This window comes from Trujillonella humicola, assembly GCF_046233715.1.
Classification (GTDB): Bacteria; Actinomycetota; Actinomycetes; order Mycobacteriales; family Geodermatophilaceae; genus Trujillonella; species Trujillonella humicola.
Genome location: NZ_JBJNRJ010000014.1, coordinates 38,817 through 59,683 on the forward strand (window position 1 = coordinate 38,817; position 20,867 = coordinate 59,683).

Here is a 20,867-nt window from a genome sequence, read left to right on the forward strand (position 1 = left end):
CGGTCCTCACACCCACAGCCGTGATGACTGTGAGGATCGCTCGTTGAGCATGGTCCCCGCGCCTCCGCAGACTCGTCCCAGCCAGCGCGAGGAGGACGCCATGAGCAGCAGCCCGGTCCCCGTCATCGACATCACGGACCTCCGCAGCGACGACGAGGCCAGCCGCCGCGCCGTCGGCAAGGAGATCGACGCCGCCTGCCGGGAGATCGGCTTCTTCTCGATCACCGGTCACGGCGTGCCCGACGAGCTCATCGCCGGCGTGTACGACACCGCGAAGGAGTTCTTCGCGCTGCCGCTGGAGGAGAAGCGCCGGGTGGCCCAGCCCGACCCGAAGACCGTGCGGGGCTACACCGCGATCGGTGAGCAGGCGTTCGCCTACAACGACGACACGAGCGCGCCGGGGGACCTGCACGAGAAGTTCGACGTCGGCCCGCACGTGGTGTCCGACGACCCGTACTTCGCGATCGAGAACGCCGGGCCCCACTTCATCCCCAACCAGTGGCCCGAGCGCCCCGCCGGCATGCAGCAGGCGTGGGAGCGCTACTTCGAGGCGGCCGACGACCTGTCCCGGCTGCTCATGCGCGGTTTCGCGCTCGGCCTCGACCTGCCGGAGGACTTCTTCGAGGACAAGATCGACAAGGACATCTCGATGCTGCGGGCGATCCACTACCCGCACCGCGAGGAGCCACCGCTGCCCGGTCAGCTCCGCGCGGGCGCGCACACCGACTACGGCAGCCTGACGATCGTCCGGCCGGAAGAGGCGCCGGGCGGCCTGCAGGTGTTCACCCGGGACGGCGACTGGGTCGACGTGCCGGTGATCCCGGGCGGGCTCGTGGTGAACATCGGCGACCTCATGGCGCAGTGGACCAACGACCAGTGGATCTCCACCCGCCACCGGGTGGCCAACCCGCCGCGCGACGTCGTCGCCGACACCGAGCGGATGTCGATCGTGTTCTTCCACCAGCCCAACTACGACGCCGTCGTGGAGGCGCTGCCGACCTGCGTCCCCCCGGGGGAGCAGCCCCGCTACGCGCCCACCACCTCGGGCGACCACCTGACCATGAAGTTCGAGAAGACCCACCAGCGGGTGTGACCGCGGTGGACGCAGGTGCCCCCGCGGCGGGCGCCCCGGGGGACGGCGACGCCGCCGGCGCCTTCGACGTCGAGCTGCGCCGTTCCGGGCACAGGCTGCACGTGCCCTCCGACCGCAGCCTGATCGAGGTGGTGGAGGAGGTCGTCGACGTGGACTACACCTGCCGCCGTGGCGACTGCGGGTCCTGCGTCAGCACGGTCCTCGACGGCGTGCCGGACTACCGCAACACCGTCCTCTCCGAGCGGGCACGAGCCGCCGGGCGGCGGATCGCGCTGTGCGTGGACCGCGCGCACACCCCCGTCCTGGTGCTCGACCTGTGACCGAACTGTTGGGTCCACGGGCGGCGAGCGGCACTAACGTCCCGGCGGTGGGCCACCCGCGGGGCGACGACCTGTCCGGAGACGGGTGGGCGATCGCCTGCGCCGGGGTGTCGAAGTCCTTCCCCGGGGTCCGCGCCCTGGACGACGTCTCCCTCGGCCTGCGGCCCGGCACCGTGCACGCGCTGCTGGGGGAGAACGGAGCCGGCAAGTCGACGCTCATCCGGATCCTCACCGGAGCGGAGCGGCCGGACACCGGCCAGGTGTTCATCGGCGGCCAGCCGCTCCGGCACGCCACGCCGGTGGCCGCCCGCAAGCTGGGCGTGCGCGTGCTGCCCCAGGAGCGGCACGTCGCCGGGGAGCTGACGGTCGGGCACAACGTGCTCCTGGACGACCTCCCCCGCAACGCCCTCGGCCTGGTCGGCGCCCGGGCCATCGCCCGCCGCGCCCAGGAGCACCTGGACCGCCTCGGCCTGGACCTCGACGCCCGGATGCGGGCCGGCGACCTCACCGCCGCCCAGCAGCAGCTGGTCGAACTCGCCCGGACGACGGCCCGGCCGGCGCAGGTGATCGTGCTCGACGAGCCGACGGCGTCCCTGGCCGGCGACGAGGTCGAGGTGCTCTTCCGGGTCATCCGGTCCCTGCGTGAGCAGGGCACGACGCTGCTGTACATCTCCCACCACCTGCACGAGGTGTTCGAGGTGGCCGACACGGCCACGGTGCTGCGCAACGGGCGGCACGTGATGGACGTCGCGGTGGCCGACACCGACACCGACGGCCTGCTGCGGGCGATGTTCGACCGGGAGATCGAGCACAGCCGCCTCCCGAGGGCGCCGCGTCCGGCCGCGCCGCCTGCGCCGGTCCTCACGGCCCGGGGCGTCGCCGTCCCCGGCCGGCTGGCCCCCCTCGACGTCGCGGTCCGCCCGGGCGAGGTCCTCGCCCTCTCCGGCCCCGCGGGTTCGGGTACCTCGCTGCTCGCCGAGCTGCTGGCCGGGGTGTCCCAGCCGGGAGAGGGGACGGTCGAGCTGGCCGGGACGGGGCGGCTGCGCAGCCGGTCGGCGGCGGCGTCCGCCGGCATCGGCTTCGTCCCGGCCGACCGCAAACGGCAGGCGCTCCTGCTCGAGCGCGCCATCGTGGAGAACCTGCAGCTGGGCGCAGCTGCGACGTCCGTGCTCTACCGCCCGCGGAGGGCGCTGCGCGACGCGGCCCGAGCGCTGCAGCGCGGACGCGTGCGGGCGGCCTCCCCGGGGACGCCGGTGCGCGTGCTCTCGGGCGGGAACCAGCAGCGGGTGGTCTTCGCGCGGTGGCTGTCGGCGGGCTGCCGGGTGCTGGTGCTGGACCAGCCGACGGCCGGTGTCGACGTCGCGGCGAAGTTCGACATCTACGCCCAGTTGCTGGACCTCACCGCCGACGGCGTCGCGGTGGTGGTGGTCTCCAGCGACTACGAGGAGATCTCGGCCCTCGCCGACCGCGCGCTGATCATGGTCGGTGGCGTCGCCACCGCCTCGCTGGACGGGGACGCGATCACCCCCGAGAAGCTCTACGAGCTCGAGACAGAGGGCGCGCACGAGGTGGGGGAAGCCGTCGTGCTGCCCCCGGAGGAGGACCGATGAGCTCGACCCTGCAGCAGTCGCCGAACGCCGTACCGTCGGCGGCCGGCCGGGCGCCGGATCGCGGGCCCCGGTTGCAGCACACGACCACGCAGGCCCTGCGGACCGTCCTGCCGCTCGTGGTGCTGCTCGTGGCGCTGGCGCTCTACACCGACAGCCAGAACCCGGCGTTCATCCGCTCGGGCAACATCGAGAACATCCTCGTCCAGGTCGCGGTGCTCGGGATCCTGGCGGCCGGGCAGACCTTCCTGCTCATCGGCGGCCAGATGGACCTGTCGGTCGGCAGCCTCGTGAGCCTCGTGGCGGTGCTGGCCGCCAAGCAGTTCGACGCCGGCTGGAGCACGCCGGCGGTGGTGATCTTCGCGCTGGCCCTGGGGGCGCTGGTCGGGCTCGTGTGGGGGCTCGTGGTCGCCTACCTCGACGTCCCCCCGTTCATCCTGACCCTCGGCGGCCTGTCGGTCCTGGGATCGCTGGCCCTGGTCGCCAGCAACAACGTGCCGATCCGGGTCCAGGACGGCCTCAACAGCTGGGGCTTCGGGCAGTGGTTCGGCCTGCGGGCCCCGGCCGTGATGCTCATCGTCGTCCTGGTGCTGGCCGGCCTGCTGCTGCACTTCACCCGGTTCGGCCGCACCACGTACGCGCTCGGGTCCTCCCGGCCGACGGCGTTCCTCGCCGGCGTCCCCGTGAAGCGTCACCTGGTGCTGCTCTTCGTCGGCAACAGCACGCTGGCCGCGTTCGCCGGCCTGGTCATGATGGCCCGCCTCGCCGCCGGTGACCCGCGGTCGGGGCAGGGCCTGGAGCTGTCGGTCATCGCGGTGACCGTCCTGGGCGGGGCGGCGCTGGCCGGGGGCCGCGGCACGATGATCGGCACCGCCGTCGGCGTGCTGGTCTTCGGCACGATCAGCTCCTCGCTGACCTTCCTCAAGGTGCCGGGCGCCTACCAGAGCCTGGTCTCCGGCGGCATCCTCATCGTCGCCGTCGTGGTCACCGCCGCGGCCGACCTGCGCGCCGCACGCGCCACCGGGGTGCGGGGGAGCGCCGCCTGGCGCGGACTCCTCGGGCCCCTGACCCGCCCCTCCCGGCGCACCGCCCCACCGGCGGAGGGCGCCTGACCCCCAGACCCCCGTCGGACAGCGCTGTGCCGACGGCTGTTCCACCCCCGACCCCGCGCCGACCGGCGCCTCAGCCCACGGAGCAGCCATGACCCCCCGTCCCACGTCCCCCCGTCTCCCGGTCCTGCCGATGGACCGCCGCGGCTTCTTCCGCGTCTCCGGTCTCGTGGGCGGCGGTCTGCTGCTGGCCGCCTGCGGTGACGACTCTGGCGGCTCCGGCGGTGGCGGCGGCGGCGGGGGTGGCGGCGGTGGCGGCGGCACGATCGGCATCTCGCTGAACGGCAACAACGCCTACTCCAGCTACGTCGCCGAGGGCGTCATCGCGGCGCTCGACGGCACGGACTACGACTTCACCGGCGTCCAGAACAACTTCGACAGCTCGCAGGAGCTGGGCAACATCGAGAACCTGATCAACCAGGGGATCGCCGGCCTGGTCGTGCTCCCCGCCGACGCGGCCACGCTGGCCCGTGCCGCGGAGATCGCCCAGCAGCAGGACATCCCGGTCGGGAACGCCCTGTGGCCGGGGGAGAGCGACGCCGACCAGTTCTTCGCCGGTGTCGCCGCGCTGGACTCGGTCGAGGGCGGCCGGCTGATCGGCGAGTGGCTCAAGGAGAACGCCACGCCGGGCCCGGTCATCGTCGTGCAGGGCATCGTCGGCCAGGGCTTCTCCGAGCGCATCGACGAGGGTCTGGACGAGGCGCTGGAGGGCAGCGGTTTCGAGATCGTCATCCGCGAGCAGGGCTTCTTCGACCGCGACACGGCCACCGACATCGTCGAGTCCGGCCTGCAGGCCAACCCCGGGGTGACGGCGATCGTCGCCTACGCGGCGTCGATGTCCAACGGGATCTCCTCCTACCTCCAGGCGCAGGGCATCACGAACATCACCCACGTCTCCAGCGACGCCGACGACGAGATGTTCGAGTGGCTGGGCACGCCCTACCTCGCCGCCTCGCGCTACTACTCGGCGGGGGAGACCGGGTTCGTCGTCACCAAGTCGGTGCTCGCCCAGTTGGCCGGCGACGACGTGACGTTCGAGAACGAGATCTTCCAGGACATGATCACCGCTGAGAACCGGGACCAGATCCTGGCCGACCACCCCTACCGGTACGAGGAGTTCTCCGATCAGGCGGCGACCATCTGATGGCCGTCTCGCTCTCGTTCGCGAGCCTGATGGTCCACGACCCGGACCGGTCGGTCGCCTTCTACCAGGAGCTGTTCGGCCTGCCCGAGGTCGAGGAGCTGGCCAGCCCGTACTTCCGCGGGCTGCGGATCGGCCCCACGGTCCTGGGGTTCAGCGGCCCGAAGGCCTACGAGCTGCTGGAGCTGCCGTCTCCCTCCGCGGAGGGGGACGGCGTCGACACCTTCCTCACCTTCGAGGCCGAGGACCGCGAGGGCGTCACGGCACTCACCGCCCGGGCCGCGGAGCTCGGAGGTGCGATCGTCAAGGAGCCGTACGACACCTACTACGGCGCCTGGCAGTCGGTGGTCCGCGATCCCGACGGGCACGCGTTCCGGATCAACTACCTGCCGCTGGCGAGCTGAGGTCCCCGTGGCGGGGGAGGCCGGGCCCCCTGCGTCCGCCCTCCCCCGCTCAGGGGGCGCCGAAGGTGGTCTGGCGCAGGTACTTCTCGCGCAGGTGCTCCCCGGCGGTGGGCGTCCCCCGTGGTGGGGCGCCGCCGCCGGGGAGTCCCGGCAGCACGTCCACGAGGGTGTCGTGGTTGGGGTGGGAGTAGAACGCGAAGGCCAGCCGGTCGGAGTCCATCGCCTGTTCCCGGCGGGGGTTGACGACCCGGTGCAGGGTGGCCGGCCACCGGTCACCGGTCCACTCCGTGAGCAGGTCACCGATCATGACCATGAGCGCCCCGGGGATCACCGGGACGTCGACCCACTCGCCGCCGCGGTCGAGCACCTGCAGCCCGCCCGGGCGCGGCTCGGCGGTCACCAGGGTCAGCGTGCCGTAGTCCGAGTGGACGCCGGCGCGCATCTGGCCGGGCAGCGGCGGCTCGGGCTGGTCGGGGTAGTACAGGGCGCGCAGCATGCTCACCGACCGGTCGATCCGGGGACCGAAGAAGTCCGGCGGCAGGTCCAGCGCCCGCGCGCAACAGCTCATCAGCACGTCGGACACCCGCGCGAGCTCCCGGTACGCCGCCTCCCAGGGCGCGCGCATCTCCGGCAGCTCGGCCGGCCACAGGTTGGGCGCGAAGTGCGGCCCGGACCGCTCCGGGGACGTGGCCGGGTCGGTCCGGTCGACGTCGACCGGACCGATGTCGAACTTCTCCTTGAGGTCGGCCGGCGACTCCTCGTCGAGCGAGTAGGCGATCCCCTCGCTGCCGACGCCGGACCAGCCCCGCACCTGGTCGGGGGCCGGCTGGGCCACTCGCGCCTTGCGGTCCGGCGGCAGGGCGAAGAACCGGCGGGTGACGGCGAACAGATCGGTCAGCAGGCCGGCCGGCACCCCGTGCCCCGTGACCTGGAAGAACCCCACCTCGGCGCACGCCTGGCCGACCAGCGCGGCGACCGCGGCCCGGCCGGCCTCGCCGCCGTCCAGCGGCCGCAGGTCGATCACCGGCACCGTCCGCATCCGGGGCAGTCTGCCCCACCGGGGCGTCCCCGGTGAGGCCGACCGTCGCCGAGCTGGCCGCGGCAGCGGACCTGGAGGTCGTCACGCCGGGCGAGGGCCTGCACCGACGGGTCGACAGCGTCCGTGTCCTGGAGGGCGTGCTGCCGGAGACCCTCGGGCCCGGGGTGCTCGCCGTCATCAGCTGGGCGGCGTCGCGGCGCGGTTCCCCGCTGCCGCCCCTGGTCCCGCTGCTGGCCCCGGTGCTGGCGTCCCGGCCCGCGGCGGTGCTGGTGGTGCCGCTGGGCCGGTTCGTGCGTCCACCGGCGGAGGTGGTCGAGCGCGCCCGGGAGTCCGGGGTCGCGCTGCTCTGGCCGGACGCGCAGCCGCTGTCGGTGCAGCACCTGCGGCGGCTGGTGGACGCGGCACCGGAGGAGCAGGGCGGACCGCCGCCCGGGCTGGTCCGGGTGCTGGAGGGCGACCTCGGGCTGACCGCCGTGGCCGAGCGGGTGGCCGGACTGCTCGGGGCCGCGGTCCGGGTGACCGACGCCGCCGGTCGCGATCTGGTCGATCTGCGTGGACCGGCCCAGGCGCCCGCCGACGCCGAGGGCCCCGCCCTGCCCCTCGTCCACGCCGGGCGGCAGCTGGGCTCCTGGCGGGTGCTCCGGGCCACCCCGCTCACGCAGGCGGAGCTCTCCCTGGTCGAGCTCGTCACGCCGCTGATGACGCTCGCGCTGCGGGTGCACACGACCGAGGAGCGGGCGGCGGCGCCCGTGCAGGCCCTGCTGACCGCCGTCCTGGGCGAGGACCTGGCGGCTCGGGAGAGCGCGATGCGACGCAGCCGCCGGCTGGCCGCCTTCCCGGCCCGCTCGGCCCTGTTCCTCGTGCTGGTCCCCTTCGGAGCCGACGTCTCCAGCGTCGGGCTGGCGCGCCTCGCCCGCGCCGTCGAGCCGGCCGTGCGCGCCGCCGACGACCGGGCCACCGTGCTGGTGCACGAGGGCTCCGTGGTGGTGCTGGCCGACGCGGACCTGGACCTCGACCGGTTGGTGCGGGCGATGTACCGGCGGACGACGGTGCCGCTGTCGGTCGGCGCCGGGCGGCCGGTCGACGACGTCCGCAGCTTTCCGGGAGCCCACCGGCAGGCCCAGCGGGCGGCGGCGATCGGGCGGGCGCTCGGCGCGGCCAACCGGGTCACCCGCTTCGACGACCTGGGCGTGACCCGGCTGCTCTACCAGCTGCCGGAGCACGAGCGGCGCGCGTTCGTGCGCGAGGTCCTGGGCGGTGCGGCCGGGCCCGAGGCCACGGCCCTGGAGGCCCGCCGGGTGCTCCGCGCGTTCCGCTCGACCAACGGCAACGTCACCGAGGCGGCGCGACTGCTGTTCCTGCACCACAACACGTTCCGCCAGCGCCTGGTGAAGCTCCAGCAGCAGGTGGGTGACTTCGTCGGGGACCCCGACCGGCGGCTGGCCGTCTTCGTCGCCCTCGACCTGCACCGGCTCGACGCGGACCGGGAGCGCTGAGCGGCGGTCAGCCGTCCGCGAGATCTGCACAGTCGTCGGCATCAGCGGCCGATGGTGACGACTGTGCAGATCTCGTCGATGGCGGCGTCTGGGGTTATCTAGTGGTGGTCATAGAGACGGGTAGACCAGGTCAGAGGGCGGGCGGGGGCAGGGGACCGCGAGCCGTCTCGAAGGCGTGCCCGACCTCCAGCACCCGCCGGTCGGCCCGCGGCGGCGCGATCACCTGGAGCCCGACCGGGAGACCGTCGGGCGTCAGGCCGGCGGGCACCGACAGCGCCGGGCACCCGGTCGGCGTGATCAGCGTGCAGGAGCGCATCCACTCGAGGTAGTTCGTCAACTCGATCCCGTCGATCTCGGTCGGGTACTCCTGCTCGACGGGGAAGGGCAGCACCTGGGTGGTGGGCGCCAGGAGGACGTCGTAGCGCTCGAAGAACCCGACGACCCGCTCGTACAGCCGGGTGTGCTTCTGCTCGGCGCGGGCGAGGTCGGCGCCGGTCAGCCCTGCCCCCTGCTCGGCGTTCCACCGGATCGCCTCCTTGACCAGCTCCGGCGAGCGGCGGCCCAGCTCCCCGTAGGAGGCCTCGAACAGCCAGGCGCGCAGCGTGCCGAAGACGTCGTCGGCACCGCCGAGGTCCGGGCAGGCCTCCTCGACGGTGGCGCCGAGCCCCTCGAACACCCGGGTCACCGGCTCCAGTGCGGACCGCACGGCCGGATCGACGGCGATCCGGCCGCCCAGGTCGGGGGCCCAGGCCACCCGCAGGCCGGCGAGCTCCTCGGGCAGGGCGGCGGCGAAGCCGGAGCCCGCGTCGTCCAGGGCGATGGGCACCCGCGGATCGGGACCGGCGATCGCCGAGAGGGTGAGCGCCACGTCGCCCACGGTCCGGCCCATCGGCCCCTGCACCGACAGCTGCGACCACGCCATCGGCGCGGGCCACGTGGGCACCCGGCCGGGCGTGGGGCGCAGCCCGACGACGCCGCAGAACCCGGCCGGGTTGCGCAGCGAACCGCCCATGTCGCTGCCCTCGGCGACCGGTACGAGCCCCGCGGCCAGCGCCGCCGCTGCACCGCCGCTGGAGCCGCCGGCCGACAGGCCGTGCCGGTAGGGGTTGTGCGTCGCGCCGAAGAGGGTGTTGAAGGTGTGCGACCCGGCGGCGAACTCGGGGGTGTTGGTCTTGCCCACCCGGATCGCGCCCGCCCGGCGCAACCGCTCGACCACGAGCTCGTCGGCGGCGGGCACGTGGTCGCGGTGCAGGGGTGACCCCCACGTGGTGCGCATGCCACCGGTGGCGTGGGTGTCCTTGTGCGCCACGGGCAGGCCGTGCAGCGGGCCGACCGGGTCGCCGGCGGCCAGCTCGGCGTCGGCGACCTCCGCGGCGGCGCGCGCCCCCTCGGCGTCCAGCGTGACGAGGGCGTTGACCCGCGGATCGACCCGCTCGATCCGCGCGAGGTGGGCCTCCAGCAGCTCCCGGGCGGAGACCTCGCGGGACCGCAGCAGCGCGGCCAGCTCGGTCGCGGGTCGCAGGCAGAGCGTCTCGTCGGCAGAGGTCACCGGACGAGGTTGCCACAGCCGGTCAGCCGGCCCGCTGCTCCTCGGTGCACCCGCCGGCGGGCAGGTGGGCCCGGGCCCACGCGGTCAGCTGGTCCAGCACGGGCATCAGCGCGGCTCCGGCACCGGTCAGTGCGTACGTCACCGCGACCGGGGGGCCGGGGTCGACGTCCCGGTGGACGAGACCGGCGGCGGTCAGCTCGGTGAGCCGGTCGGACAGCACGGAGTCGCTGATCCCACCGACGGCGCGGCGCAGTCCGCTGAACGACGCCGGGCCGGTGGTGAGCACGCCGATGATGAGCCCGTTCCAGCGCTTGCCGAGGAAGCCGAACGCCCGGCTGAGGGCGTCGTCGCACGCCTGCGGCGTGTGCAGGACCTCCTCGGGCACGCGGTCATCGTAGGCGGGTCGGCGCGGCCGCGGTGCACTTCGGTTTCCGAAGTGCTAGCTTTCCCGAAGCGCTAGCAGGGAGCTAGTAGCTTCGTCCTGAGGAGTCAACGTGTCGCTGTTCCGTCTGGATGCCAGCATCCGGGTCGAGGGGTCGGCCAGCCGCGAGATCGCGGACATCGTCGAGGCCGGCTGGCGGGCGGGGGACCCGTCGGCTCCCGTGGTCCGCCGCCACCTCGGCACCGAGCCCCTCCCGGCCGGCGCCTGGGGAGCGGCCGTCGCCGGCTCCGGGCTCCTCCCCGCCGACCGCGATCCGGAGCAGGCCGAGGCCCTGGCCCTCGCCGCCACGCTCACCGACGAGCTGCTCGACGCCGAGGCGCTGCTGTTCGCCGTCCCGCTGTACAACTTCGGCGTCTCCCAGCACCTCAAGACCTGGGTGGACCTGGTGCTGACCGACCCGCGGATGGCACCGGGCGGGGAGTCGCCGCTGGCCGGCCGGCCGGCCGTCCTCGTCACCGTTCGCGGGGGCAGCTACTCCGCGGGGACGCCGCGCGAGGGCTGGGACCACGCCACCGGGTGGATGCGCCGGATCCTCGGCGACGTCTGGCAGCTGGACCTGCGCGTGGTCGAGCGGGAGTTCACCCTCGTCGGCGTCAACCCGGCCCTCGACGCCTTCACCGACCTCGCCGCGGAGCTGAAGGAGGCCGCCGAGCGCGAGGCCACCGCGCACGGCCCGCACCTGCGGGTGGCCCGGCCGGCCGCCGCCTGATCCCCGGTCACGGCGTCGCCGGGTCGTCCGGGACGGCGTCGGGCACGCGGTTGGGGCCGGCCTCGGGTGGGCGGGGCCGGCCCTGCGGGTGCAGCCGGACGGCGACGATCGCGACGTCGTCCTCGGGTCGGCCGTCGACCAGCCGCTCGACCACCTCGTCCAGCAGCTGCTCGAGCGGCAGGGCCGCCAGCTCGGCGAGCGTCTCCCGCAGCCGCAGGACACCGGCGTCGAGGTCGGCGTCGCGCCGCTCGACCAGCCCGTCGGTGAACAGCAGCACGGTCGCGCCGCGGTCGAGCGTGACCACCGACTCCTGGCGCACCGTCCCGGGGTCGACGCCGAGCATGAGGTCGCCGTGCCAGGAGGCGAGGTCCGCGACGCTGCCGTCGGGCTGCACGACCAGCGGCGGCAGGTGCCCGGCGTTGGCCCAGCGCAACCGGGTCAGGCCCCGGGCGCGCTCGTCGTCGCTCTGCTCCAGCCGGGCGACGGCGGCGGTCGCGAGCACCTCGGTGCCGAGCACCGCCATCGACGCGTCGAGCCCGCGCAGCACCTCGGCGGGGGCCGCGTCGCTGTAGGTGGCGATCCCGCGCAGCAGCCCGCGCAGGTGACCCATGGCGGCCGCCGCCTCGGTGTCGTGCCCGACCACGTCGCCGATCACGAGCATCGTCGCCCCGCACGGCTGCAGGAACGCGTCGTACCAGTCCCCGCCGACCCGGGCGGCCTCCGCGGCCGGCAGGTACCGGACGGCGACCTCGGCGTGGTCGGGCTCGGGCGGCTCGGTGAGCAGGCTGCGCTGCAGCCCCTCGGCGAGCTGCTGCTGCTGGCGGTAGAGGCGGGCGTTGTCCAGGGCGAGCCCGGCGCGGTCGGCGACGTCCTGCGCGGTGGACAGGTCCTCCTGCCGCGGCGTCCAGCCCCGGCGGTAGAACAGGGTGAGGACGCCGAGCGTCCGGCCGCGGGCGCGCAGCGGGAGCGCCACGCCGCCCTCGGGGCCGAGCAGGTCCAGGGTGTCGTGCGCCTCGCCGGGCGGGAGCAGCGCCAGCACCTCGCGGCAGCTCGCGTGCACGGGGTCCCCGGAGAGCAGCGCGCGGCCCACCGGCCCGGTCGCCGGCATGGCGTCCAGCCGCGCCGCGGCGTACCGGGCGACCAGCGGTCGCTGGGCCGGGTCGGTGTGCCAGTGGCCGACGTCCCGGGCGCGGCCGTCGTCGTCCACCAGCGAGACGATGCACCAGTCGGCCAGCGCCGGGACGACGAGCCGGGGCAGGCGCGCGGTGGCGGCCTGGGCGTCGAGCGTGCCCGCGAGCTCGGCGCCGACCTGGGCGAGCAGCGCCAGCCGCTGCGCCGCGCGTTCGGCCCGGTCCTGCACCCGCCGGCGCTCGGTCACCTCGACGAAGTACACCGACAACCCCTCCGGGCTCGGCCAGGCGCGCACCTCGTACCAGCCGTCCAGCGGCGGGGGGTAGTGGGCGTCGAAGGCCGCCGGGCGCCCGGTGCGGACGGCGGCGCGGTACTGCTCCTCGAAGACGCTGTTGACCGCGCCCGGGAAGGCGTCCCACAGCAGCTCGCCGAGCAGCTCGTCCCGGGAGTGCCCGAGCAGCCGCTCGGCCTCGGTGTTGACGTGGGTGAAGCGCCAGTCGCGGTCCAGCGAGTAGAAGCCGGCGGGCATGGCCTCCAGGACCCGGCTGACCCGCACGTCCTGGGCGCGCAGGTCGGTCGTGTCGTACGCGGCGCCGAGGAAGCGGACGGGCGTGCCGTCGGCGTCGGCGACCGCGCGGCCGCGTGCCTGCACCCAGCGGGTCTCGTCCCCGGGCAGCACCACCCGGTACTCCGACTCGAACTCGCCGCAGGTCTCGATCGCGGCCTGCAGCGACTCCGACACCCGGGGGAGGTCGGCGGGGTGGACCCGGGCGTTGAACGCGTCGATGGTGGCGTCGAACTCCTCGGGCCGGTAGCCGAACATGGCCAGGAGCCGCTCGTCCCAGACCAGCTCACCCGTGCGCAGGTCCCAGTCGAAGGCGCCGACGCCGCCGGCGTCGACGGCCAGCCGCCAGCTGACCCGGACCCGCTCGTACTCGCGGACCAGCGCGGCGAGCTCCAGCTCCGTGGCGGCCGAGGCGGCCAGCTGCACGAGGAGCCCGGTGTCGGCATCGGTCCACTCCCGGGGGGCGGGGTCGAAGACGCACAGCGTGCCGACCGGGGAGCCGTCGGCCCCGGTGATCGGCGCCCCGAGGTAGGCGCCGATGCCCGTGGCCCGGTGCAGGGCGCGCACCCGGTCGTCGGCCGCGGCGTCCGGCACGGCGAGCGGAACGCCGTCGGCCACGGCGAGGCCGCAGAACGACTCCTCGACCGGCACCTCGCTGCCCACGGCCGCGTCCCCGGCGCCGCCGGCGACGACGAGCACGTCGTCGATCAGCGAGACCTGCGCCGAGCGGGTACCCAGCAGGCGGGCGGCGAGCTCGGAGATCCGGTCGAGCGCGGGAGCGCCGGGCTCGGCGGGACGCAGCCGCGAGGCGGCCCGGACGCGCGACGGGTCGGACCGGAGCGCGTCCGCCGCCCGGGAGGTCGCCGGTCCCTCGTCTCCTGCGCCGAGCCGCGCTGCGTCGTGCACGGTGCTCCTCTGCCCTCGCGGGCACGTGTCGGCGCCGGCGGACGTCTGCTCAACCCCCGGTGTCCACGTTATGGCACGAGGCCTCCGCGGTGGGCAACGATCCTGACAGAAAGGTCACAGGAGAACACGCAAGGTGACGACCCGGCGGTCCGATCAGCTGCGGCGGGCGACCTCGTCGGCCGGCACGACCAGCGTGAGGGCCGTCCCGCCGTCGTGCTCCACGTGCAGCCCGGCCCGCCGCAGCAGTGCCCGCAACCGGACCACGTCGGCCGGCTCGGCCGAGGTGGTGGACAGCAACCGCGCCACCCGGCCCTTGTGCGCCTTGTTGAAGTGGCTGACCACCGAGCGGGACCCGTCGGGACGCTCGCTGAGGACGTCGACGGTGACCGCGCCCGGTACCGGCGCCAGCGCCTGGTAGGACCCGCTGCGCAGGTCGACGATGAGCTCGCCGGACGCGGCCAGCACCGGGCCGAGGACCGGCTTCCACAGCGTGCGCAGGGTCGGCAGCCCGGGCAGCACCGTGCCGGCCGAGAGCCGGTAGGCGGGAATGGCGTCGGTGCCGCGGACCAGCCCGAACAGCGCGGAACCGACCGCGAGCCGGCGGTCGGCGCGGGCCCGCTGGGCACGGGTCAGCGACCGGACGTCGAGCGCGTCGTAGAGGACGCCGGTGTAGCGCTCGAGCGCGGGCAGCGTGGGCGCCGTCCGCAGGGCGCCGTTGCGGGCCGCCTCCGCTGCCTGCCGCTCCGACAGCCCGAGCACCTCGCGGGCCAGCACCGGGTCGGCGGCCAGGTCGACCAGCGCGTCGACCAGCCGCTCGCGCACCGGCGTCAGCTCGGGCGCCGCCAGCGCGGCCAGGTCGAGCGGGGCGCCGTCCCCGCCGGGGTGCTTGGTCTCCGACGGCGGCAGCAGTACGAGGACCACGTCCTCCCCATCCTTCGCAAGCTCAGGGCGGACCCCTGGACGCGGCCTCTCACGCTACGTGACCACCGACGTGGCCACTCCGGTGGTCAGGTCCAGTAGAGGAGGCGGGCGCCGGGCAGCCGGGCGGGCAGTGCGCGCTCGAACCAGGTGCGCAGCTCGGCCATCGTGTCCTTCGGGTACACGTGCTTGACCGAGCCGTACTTCCCCCGCTTGGTGCTGCGCCGCTGCTCGTCCATCTCCAGCCGGGTCCGGGGGTACCAGTCGAGCAGCGTCGCCTTCGAGCCGGGCGTGAATCGGTGGGTGATGCACTCGACGGTGAGGTCGGCGCCGGCCGGCAGGACCTCCGCCACCGCGTCGAGCAGGGCGCCGTACTCCTCGCGCCAGCCCTCCACCGGCATGATCGGCGCGATGGTGAGCCCGACCGGGAACCCGGCCGCGGCCACCGCCGACAGGGCGTGCAGCCGGGCGGGCACCTTCGCCGTCGCGCCCTCGAAGCGGCGGTCGACCGTGGCCGCGTTGACCGAGAAGCGCAGCCGGGTGCGGCCGCCGTGGGGCAGGCCGAGCAGGCCGGCCACGTCGTCGAACTTGGTGGTGGCGCGCAGCTGTACGGGGCCGGGCCACCGGTGGGTGCCGACGTGCTCGACCATCCGCGCCAGGCCGCCGGTCAGGTGCTCGATCGCGAGGGGGTCGGTGTAGCAGGAGGCCTCGAACGTCGTCCCCTCGGCGCCGCGGCCGGCGGTGCCGGAGGTGACGGCGCCGCGCCCGACGTACTCGTCGAGCCCCTCCAGGACCTCGTCGAGGTCGGCCCACACCCGGGTGATCGGGGGACCGGACAGGGAGCCGGCCAGGTAGCAGTACTGGCAGTGCGCCGGGCAGCCCTCGGCCAGGTCGAGCCGGAAGTCCGCCGACGGCGGGATGGGCTGCAGCTGGCGCTTGGACGGCGGGGGCACGACGAGGGCCAGCGTGTCCTTCGCGGCCATGAACGCGGCGCGGTCGTCGTCCCCGCGCAGGTTCGGCAGCCGGTCCCCGCGCAGCAGCTCGATCGCGTCGATGCCGGCCGCCTCGAGCCGCGCGAGGACGCGCTGCCCGTGCGGCCGCTCGGCGGCCGAGCGGGTGACGAGGACCCGCCTGGGGGTCCAGAGTCGGGAGGGGGCGGGGGCGAGCACCGGCGCGGTCATCGACCGGTACAACACCGCGCGGGGCCCGGGCCGGCCCGCGGCTCAGGTGAGCTCGACCACCACCGGCGCGTGGTCGCTGGCGCCCTTGCCCTTGCGCTCCTCGCGGTCGATGCGCGCGCCCGACACCCGCCGGGCCAGCGCGGGGGAGCCGAGCACGAAGTCGATCCGCATGCCCTCGCGGCGGGGGAAGCGCAGCTGGGTGTAGTCCCAGTACGTGTAGACGCCGGGACCCGGGGTGTACGGCCGGACGACGTCGGCGTAGCCGGCCTCGACCACGGCCCGGAACGCCTCCCGCTCGGGCGGTGAGACGTGGGTGGAGGAGCTGAAGACCGACATGTCCCACACGTCGTCGTCCTGCGGGGCGATGTTCCAGTCCCCGACCAGGGCGATCTGCGCGTCGGCGTCGTCGCCCAGCCAGCCACCGGCCGAGACGCGCAGCGCCTCCAGCCAGGCCAGCTTGTAGTCCAGGTGCGGGTCGCCCAGCTGGCGGCCGTTGGGCACGTACAGGCTCCAGACGCGCACCCCGCCGCAGGTGGCGCCCAGGGCCCGCGCCTCGGGCGCGGGGTCGACCCCCTCCTTGGCCGCCCACGACGGCATTCCGGGGAAGCCGACCTGCACGTCGGTCAGGCCCACCCGGGACAGGACGGCGACGCCGTTCCACTGCGAGTGCCCCACGTGGGCGGTCTCGTAGCCGAGCTCGCGGAAGCGCTCCTCGGGGAACTGGTCGTCGCGGCACTTCGTCTCCTGGAGGGCCAGGACGTCGACGTCCGAGCGCTGCAGCCAGGCGACCACCCGGTCGACGCGGGAGCGGATCGAGTTGACGTTCCAGGTGGCCAGCCGCACGACTGCCGAGCTTACGGAAGCCGACGGTGGGGGTAACCACACCGGGCCGGACGTCGGCAGGACCCCGGTGACCTCGACGGATGGGACCATGGCGGGATGAGCGACTGGCCCGTGGGAGCGCGTGGGTGACCGACGCCGACGACGCGACCCGACCGATCGGGTCCCCGCGAGCCGGGCTGCCGCCCGTTCCCGGCGCTCCCCGGTCGACGGGCCGCCGGGGCTCGACGTCCGCGACCGGCGCGGGGTCGCGGCGCCCCCGGCCCTTCGCCGCCGTCCTGGCCTGGACGGTCGCCAACACCGTCGTCCCCGGCACCGCCTTCCTGGCTGCCGGGCGGCGGCGCCTGGGTGCCGCGGTGCTCGCCGTCTTCCTGCTGCTCGTGGGCGCCGCTGCCTGGCTGGCGACGCGGGGGCAGCGCACGGCGCTGCGGATCGCCGTGGACACCGTCCAGCTGCGCTGGCTGCTCGCCGGCGTCGTCGTCGTGGCGGTGCTGTGGGTGGCCGTGGTGGTGTTCGGCTACCGCACGCTGATGCCCCGCCCGGCCTCGCGCGGCCGGCACGCCGTCGGAGCACTGCTGGTCGCCGCGCTCGTCGCCGCGGTGGGCTACCCGGCCTACCTGGTCGGCCAGTTCGCCGTCGCGCAGACGGGGCTGATCGACGCGGTGTTCGCCGAGGACCGGCAGTCGGCGACCGTCGTCGACGAGCCCGACCCGTTCGGGGACCAGGAGCGGGTCAACGTCCTCCTCCTCGGCGGGGACGGCGGCGAGGGCCGCGACGGCGTGCGGACCGACACCGTCATCGTGGCCAGCATCGACACCGACACCGGGGACACGGTGCTGTTCAGCCTGCCCCGCAACCTCGAGGACCTGCCCTTCCCCGAGGACAGCCCGTTGCACGACGTCTACCCCGACGGCTTCGACGCCGGCTCGGAGAGCGAGAGCCTGCTCAACGCGGTCTACCGCAACGGCCCGGCCGCCTACCCCGACATCCTCGGGCCGACCGACGACCCGGGGGCGGACTTCCTCAAGCTCGGCGTCGGCGAGGCCCTGGGCCTGGACATCGACTACTACGTGCTGGTCAACCTGGACGGGTTCGCCCGGCTGGTCGACGCGCTCGGCGGCATCACCGTCAACGTCAACTACTACGTGCCGATCAACGGCGACCCGGGCACCGGAGAGCTGCCCGACGACTACATCGCGCCCGGACCCGACCAGCACATGGACGGCCGGCGCGCCCTGGACTTCGCCCGCGGACGGTTCGGGCTGACCGACTACGACCGGATGGACCGGCAGCGCTGCACGATCGACGCCATCATCGACGAGGCCGACCCGCTGACCCTGCTGCAGGACTACCAGGAGCTGGCCTCGGCGACCCGCGACATCGTGAGCACCGACATCCCGCGCTCCGCCCTGCAGGACTTCGTCGAGCTGGGCGACCGGGTCAAGGACGGCGAGGTGACCAGCGTCGTCTTCGACAACACCGTCATCGACCCCGCCTACCCCGACTACGACGCGATGCGGCTGATCGTGCTCGCCGCGGTGTCGCCGCCGGCCGCGTCCCCGGGTTCGTCCGCACCGTCCACGCCGTCGACGCCGTCCACCCCCGCGGGCACGCCGCCGGCCGCCGGTGAGCAGCCGGCGGCCGAGCCGATCGCCGAGATCGGGAACGCCTGCGCCTACGACCCGGAGCAGGCCGCCGCAGCGGTGGCCGCCGGGGAACCCCCGAGCAAGGCCGGCTGACCGGCCCTCAGCCGACCTGCATGATCTGGATGAGGTTGCCGCAGGTGTCGTCGAGGACGGCGGTGGTGACCGGCCCCGTGCTGAGGGGCTCCTGGGTGAAGACGACGCCGAGCTCCTTGAGCCGCGCGGTCTCGGCGTGCACGTCGTCCACCGAGAACGCGTTGAACGGGATGCCGTCGGCCACCAGGGCCTCGGTGAAGGGACGGACGGCGGGGTGGGCGTCGGGCTCGAGGACGATCTCCACGCCGTCGGGCTGCTCCGGGGAGACGACCGTGAGCCAGCGGTGCTCGCCCATCGGGACGTCGTTCTTCTTCCGGAAGCCGAGCACGTCGGTGTAGAAGCGCAGTGCCTTCTCCTGGTCGTCGACGAAGATGCTGGTCAGGCCGATCCGCACGGGGGTTCCTCCGAGGAGTCCGGGCCGGCCGGGGGGAGGGGCCAGCGCTCGACGATGGTGCGCAGCGGCGTCGTGTCGAGGTCGTGGAACCGGTACCGGCCCTCGCGGCGGCTGTGCACCAGGCCTGCGGCCTCGAGGACCTCCAGGTGCTGCGACACGGCCTGCCGCGACGAGCCCACCCCGTGCCGGGTCAGCAGCCGGGTGCACAGCTCGAACAGCGTCTGGCCGCTCCGCTCCTGCAGTTCGTCGAGGATCGCGCGCCGGGTGGGGTCCGCGAGGGCCCGGTACACGTCGTGCACGTCGCCCACGACGAGACGATACGCAAGCAGCTACTTGCCTGACAAGGCCCCGGTCAGAACGGCGCGTCGGCGAACCAGACCTCGTCGAGCTCCTCCTGGCTGTGCCCGTCCCAGTCCACCCGCAGGACGAAGAGCTCCAGCTCGGGGTCGTAGAAGGTGATGTAGCGCCAGGTGGCCGGGCCCGGCGGGCTCAGCACCAGGTCGCCCTCCGCGGCGCCGTCGCCGTAGGACCAGGTGGTCAGCGGCCCGCCGAAGCCGCGCGCGGCAGCCACCTCGGCGTCGCGGGCTCCGGCGTCGGCGAACTGGAGGACGCGCAGCTGGATCCCGTTGGGGTAGGCGCAGGTGACGACCGCCTGCGGGCCGTCCTGCGTGGCCCGGTCGCAGGTCGAGTCCTGCCACCCGGTGCCCCCGGGCTCGGCGGCGACGAGGTCGGGGAAGGTCTGCGCGATCTGGTAGGCCTCCTGCCACGGGCCCCGGGTGAAGAAGTCGAGGTCGATGGAGCTCGTGCTGCCCTCGCCGTCCTCGTCGACGGCGGTGAGCTCGTAGGTGTGCTCGCCGAGCGGGACGTCCGCGTCGAGGTACGGGCTCTCGGTCACGGCGTCGTCCAGCAGGGTGCCGTCGCGGGTGATCTCGTAGCGGTCCGCGCCGGTGACCGGCTCCCAGTCGAGGTAGACGTCGGCGCCGTCGCTGCTCGCGCCGAACTCGGTGAGCGGGTCCAGGGGGGTGACGACGGGGTCGGCCGCGACGCGCTCGGAGCGGTCGCCGTCGTCGTCCAGGGCGGTGACGGCGTACCGGTGCTCGGTGCCGCCGGGTGCCTCGGCGTCGACGTACGTGGTCTCCCGGGTGGTGCCGAGCCGCTCGTCGCCGCGGTGCACCTCGTACTCGGCTGCACCGTCGACGCCCCGCCAGCTGACGGTGACGCCCTCCTCGGCGTTGGCGGCCACCACGCCGGTCGGCGGGTCGACCGGGCGGGTCAGCAGGAACACCGTGACGCCGGCCGCGACCAGCACGGCCACGAGGGCGGCGCCCAGCGCCCACCACAGGCCCTTCCGGGACCGGCGCGGCGGCGGCCCGCCGGCGGGAGGACCCCAGGCGGGCTGCTGCGGGGCCCAGGACGGCGGGGGCACCGGCTGCTGGGCGCCCCACGAGGCCTGCTGCGGCTGCTGAGGGCCCCACCCGGGCTGCTGGCCCCAGCCGGGCTGACCGTACGGATCGCTCATCGGGCCCCCTCGTGCGGTCGGCCGCGCGGCGCATCGCGGCCAGGTCCGGTCACGCTACGTCACCGGGAGCGGCAGGGGAGCCCGCCCGGTTCCCGCCGTTACCGGTCTGAGACGCTGCTCCTCCGGGCCGCGACGGGCGGCCGGGGGAGGGAGGGGCACGTGGCCCTGGACGCGGACCCCCGCCGGCAGCGGCTGGTCGGCCTCCTGCTGCTCGGCATCGCCGCCGTGCTGCTGCTCACCTCGGTCACCTGGTTCGCCAGCGGACAGCCCGTGGTCGGCGTCGCCCAGCTCGTCGTCGCCGCCCTGGGCGGAGCGCTCGGCGGCCTGTTCCTCCGCCGCTCGGGGCGGCCCTGACCGGAGTGGCGGCCGGCCCTGACCGGAGTGGCGGCCGGCCGTGACCGGGACCACACTCCGGCGAGGGAGCACCCGGCGAGACGGAGGACGGCGTGAAGCTGAAGAAGCAGGACCTGCTCGAGACGCTGCGCACGGAGGGTGACAACGAGACCGCCGACAAGGTGGCGGCGCAGCTGCCCGACGAGATCGACACGGACGCCGACGCGGCCGCCCTCGAGTCGGTCGGGCTGGACCGCACGCAGCTGATGGCGAAGCTGGCCGGCGGGTCCTTCGGGTCGACGCTCAGCCCGTGACGTGCGGCGGGGGGGGGGGGGGGGGGGGGGGGGGGGGGGGGGGGGGGGGGGGGGGGGGGGGGGGGGGGGGGGGGGGGGGGGGTGGGGGGGGTGGGCGGGGGGGTTTAATGCGTGAGTG

The 20,867-nt window shown here is 74.8% G+C and carries 21 protein-coding genes; 11 read left to right on the forward strand and 10 right to left on the reverse strand.

From position 1 onward, the window contains the following. Positions 1-100 precede the first annotated feature (100 nt). The 6 genes from ACK586_RS09880 (at position 101) to ACK586_RS09905 (ending at position 5,674) form a co-directional block, all read left to right on the forward strand. Positions 101-1,093, forward strand: a complete 993-nt coding sequence (locus ACK586_RS09880) for an isopenicillin N synthase family dioxygenase (protein ID WP_409330304.1) — start codon at positions 101-103, stop codon at positions 1,091-1,093. A gap of 5 nt (positions 1,094-1,098) precedes the next feature. After that, positions 1,099-1,413 (forward strand): 2Fe-2S iron-sulfur cluster-binding protein, encoded by a 315-nt coding sequence (locus ACK586_RS09885; RefSeq protein ID WP_409330305.1) that lies wholly within the window; start codon positions 1,099-1,101, stop codon positions 1,411-1,413. A 47-nt stretch (positions 1,414-1,460) separates the two neighbouring features. Beyond that, the gene (locus ACK586_RS09890; protein WP_409330306.1) at positions 1,461-3,023 is read left to right on the forward strand and encodes a sugar ABC transporter ATP-binding protein; all 1,563 of its coding nucleotides are present in this window, start codon (positions 1,461-1,463) and stop codon (positions 3,021-3,023) included. Then, positions 3,020-4,132, forward strand: coding sequence for an ABC transporter permease (locus ACK586_RS09895; RefSeq protein WP_409330307.1), 1,113 nt, complete (start codon positions 3,020-3,022; stop codon positions 4,130-4,132). Before ACK586_RS09890 ends, ACK586_RS09895 begins: the two co-directional genes overlap by 4 nt. An 88-nt stretch (positions 4,133-4,220) precedes the next feature. Further along, the gene (locus ACK586_RS09900) at positions 4,221-5,273 is read left to right on the forward strand and encodes a sugar ABC transporter substrate-binding protein (RefSeq protein ID WP_409330308.1); all 1,053 of its coding nucleotides are present in this window, start codon (positions 4,221-4,223) and stop codon (positions 5,271-5,273) included. Further along, entirely contained in the window at positions 5,273-5,674 is a 402-nt protein-coding gene (locus ACK586_RS09905; RefSeq protein ID WP_409330309.1) for a VOC family protein, read from the forward strand. Before ACK586_RS09900 ends, ACK586_RS09905 begins: the two co-directional genes overlap by 1 nt. Positions 5,675-5,723: 49 nt before the next feature. On the opposite strand, the gene ACK586_RS09910 is transcribed toward ACK586_RS09905, so the two are convergent. After that, the gene (locus tag ACK586_RS09910) at positions 5,724-6,713 is read right to left on the reverse strand and encodes an isopenicillin N synthase family dioxygenase (RefSeq protein WP_409330310.1); all 990 of its coding nucleotides are present in this window, start codon (positions 6,711-6,713) and stop codon (positions 5,724-5,726) included. 32 nt (positions 6,714-6,745) lie between these two features. Here ACK586_RS09910 and ACK586_RS09915 point away from each other — a divergent pair, with 32 nt between their 5' ends. Further along, positions 6,746-8,209: a PucR family transcriptional regulator gene (locus ACK586_RS09915; protein ID WP_409330311.1), complete on the forward strand. Its 1,464-nt coding sequence runs from the start codon at positions 6,746-6,748 to the stop codon at positions 8,207-8,209. 130 nt (positions 8,210-8,339) lie between these two features. Here ACK586_RS09915 and ACK586_RS09920 read toward each other — a convergent pair whose 3' ends face one another. Together ACK586_RS09920 and ACK586_RS09925 are read right to left on the reverse strand one after the other, a co-directional pair. Then, a complete protein-coding gene (locus ACK586_RS09920; protein ID WP_409330312.1) occupies positions 8,340-9,758 on the reverse strand; it encodes an amidase in 1,419 nt (472 codons plus the stop codon). A gap of 22 nt (positions 9,759-9,780) precedes the next feature. After that, positions 9,781-10,143: a winged helix-turn-helix transcriptional regulator gene (locus ACK586_RS09925; protein WP_409330313.1), complete on the reverse strand. Its 363-nt coding sequence runs from the start codon at positions 10,141-10,143 to the stop codon at positions 9,781-9,783. Positions 10,144-10,252: 109 nt separating this feature from the next. On the opposite strand from ACK586_RS09925, the gene ACK586_RS09930 reads away from it, so the two are divergent. Then, positions 10,253-10,909, forward strand: a complete 657-nt coding sequence (locus tag ACK586_RS09930) for an FMN-dependent NADH-azoreductase (RefSeq protein ID WP_409330314.1) — start codon at positions 10,253-10,255, stop codon at positions 10,907-10,909. A gap of 7 nt (positions 10,910-10,916) precedes the next feature. Here the strand turns inward: ACK586_RS09930 and ACK586_RS09935 are convergent, their stop codons facing one another. From ACK586_RS09935 to ACK586_RS09950, 4 genes are all read right to left on the reverse strand, one after another. Continuing rightward, entirely contained in the window at positions 10,917-13,511 is a 2,595-nt protein-coding gene (locus tag ACK586_RS09935) for a SpoIIE family protein phosphatase (RefSeq protein WP_409330315.1), read from the reverse strand. A gap of 153 nt (positions 13,512-13,664) precedes the next feature. After that, positions 13,665-14,432, reverse strand: a complete 768-nt coding sequence (gene yaaA, locus ACK586_RS09940) for a peroxide stress protein YaaA (protein ID WP_409330316.1) — start codon at positions 14,430-14,432, stop codon at positions 13,665-13,667. An 86-nt stretch (positions 14,433-14,518) separates the two neighbouring features. Then, the gene (locus ACK586_RS09945; RefSeq protein WP_409330317.1) at positions 14,519-15,610 is read right to left on the reverse strand and encodes an SPL family radical SAM protein; all 1,092 of its coding nucleotides are present in this window, start codon (positions 15,608-15,610) and stop codon (positions 14,519-14,521) included. A 42-nt stretch (positions 15,611-15,652) separates the two neighbouring features. Then, positions 15,653-16,453, reverse strand: coding sequence for an exodeoxyribonuclease III (locus ACK586_RS09950; RefSeq protein WP_409330318.1), 801 nt, complete (start codon positions 16,451-16,453; stop codon positions 15,653-15,655). A gap of 125 nt (positions 16,454-16,578) precedes the next feature. On the opposite strand from ACK586_RS09950, the gene ACK586_RS09955 reads away from it, so the two are divergent. Then, positions 16,579-18,189: an LCP family protein gene (locus ACK586_RS09955; RefSeq protein WP_409330319.1), complete on the forward strand. Its 1,611-nt coding sequence runs from the start codon at positions 16,579-16,581 to the stop codon at positions 18,187-18,189. Between the two features lie 7 nt (positions 18,190-18,196). Here ACK586_RS09955 and ACK586_RS09960 read toward each other — a convergent pair whose 3' ends face one another. From ACK586_RS09960 to ACK586_RS09970, 3 genes are read right to left on the reverse strand one after another with little or no spacing between them, the layout of a single operon-like run. Next, positions 18,197-18,583, reverse strand: a complete 387-nt coding sequence (locus ACK586_RS09960) for a VOC family protein (protein ID WP_409330320.1) — start codon at positions 18,581-18,583, stop codon at positions 18,197-18,199. Next, the gene (locus tag ACK586_RS09965) at positions 18,568-18,891 is read right to left on the reverse strand and encodes an ArsR/SmtB family transcription factor (RefSeq protein ID WP_409330321.1); all 324 of its coding nucleotides are present in this window, start codon (positions 18,889-18,891) and stop codon (positions 18,568-18,570) included. The genes ACK586_RS09960 and ACK586_RS09965 overlap by 16 nt, the downstream gene beginning before the upstream one ends. Before the next feature lie 44 nt (positions 18,892-18,935). Beyond that, positions 18,936-20,102: a fibronectin type III domain-containing protein gene (locus tag ACK586_RS09970; protein ID WP_409330322.1), complete on the reverse strand. Its 1,167-nt coding sequence runs from the start codon at positions 20,100-20,102 to the stop codon at positions 18,936-18,938. Between the two features lie 159 nt (positions 20,103-20,261). Between ACK586_RS09970 and ACK586_RS09975 the strand changes: the two genes are divergently transcribed. Continuing rightward, the gene (locus ACK586_RS09975; RefSeq protein ID WP_409330323.1) at positions 20,262-20,456 is read left to right on the forward strand and encodes a hypothetical protein; all 195 of its coding nucleotides are present in this window, start codon (positions 20,262-20,264) and stop codon (positions 20,454-20,456) included. A gap of 92 nt (positions 20,457-20,548) precedes the next feature. Beyond that, complete coding sequence (locus ACK586_RS09980) at positions 20,549-20,749, forward strand: hypothetical protein (RefSeq protein ID WP_409330324.1); 201 nt, start codon at positions 20,549-20,551, stop codon at positions 20,747-20,749. Positions 20,750-20,867: the final 118 nt, after the last annotated feature.

Bases quoted from the DNA above. Each gene is read 5' to 3' on its own strand.
- ACK586_RS09910 (WP_409330310.1), bottom strand. From the start codon at position 6,713: ATGCGGACGGTGCCGGTGATCGACCTGCGGCCGCTGGACGGCGGCGAG.
- ACK586_RS09970 (WP_409330322.1), bottom strand. From the start codon at position 20,102: ATGAGCGATCCGTACGGTCAGCCCGGCTGGGGCCAGCAGCCCGGGTGG.
- ACK586_RS09945 (WP_409330317.1), bottom strand. From the start codon at position 15,610: ATGACCGCGCCGGTGCTCGCCCCCGCCCCCTCCCGACTCTGGACCCCC.
- ACK586_RS09880 (WP_409330304.1), top strand. From the start codon at position 101: ATGAGCAGCAGCCCGGTCCCCGTCATCGACATCACGGACCTCCGCAGC.
- ACK586_RS09905 (WP_409330309.1), top strand. From the start codon at position 5,273: ATGGCCGTCTCGCTCTCGTTCGCGAGCCTGATGGTCCACGACCCGGAC.
- ACK586_RS09900 (WP_409330308.1), top strand. From the start codon at position 4,221: ATGACCCCCCGTCCCACGTCCCCCCGTCTCCCGGTCCTGCCGATGGAC.
- ACK586_RS09895 (WP_409330307.1), top strand. From the start codon at position 3,020: ATGAGCTCGACCCTGCAGCAGTCGCCGAACGCCGTACCGTCGGCGGCC.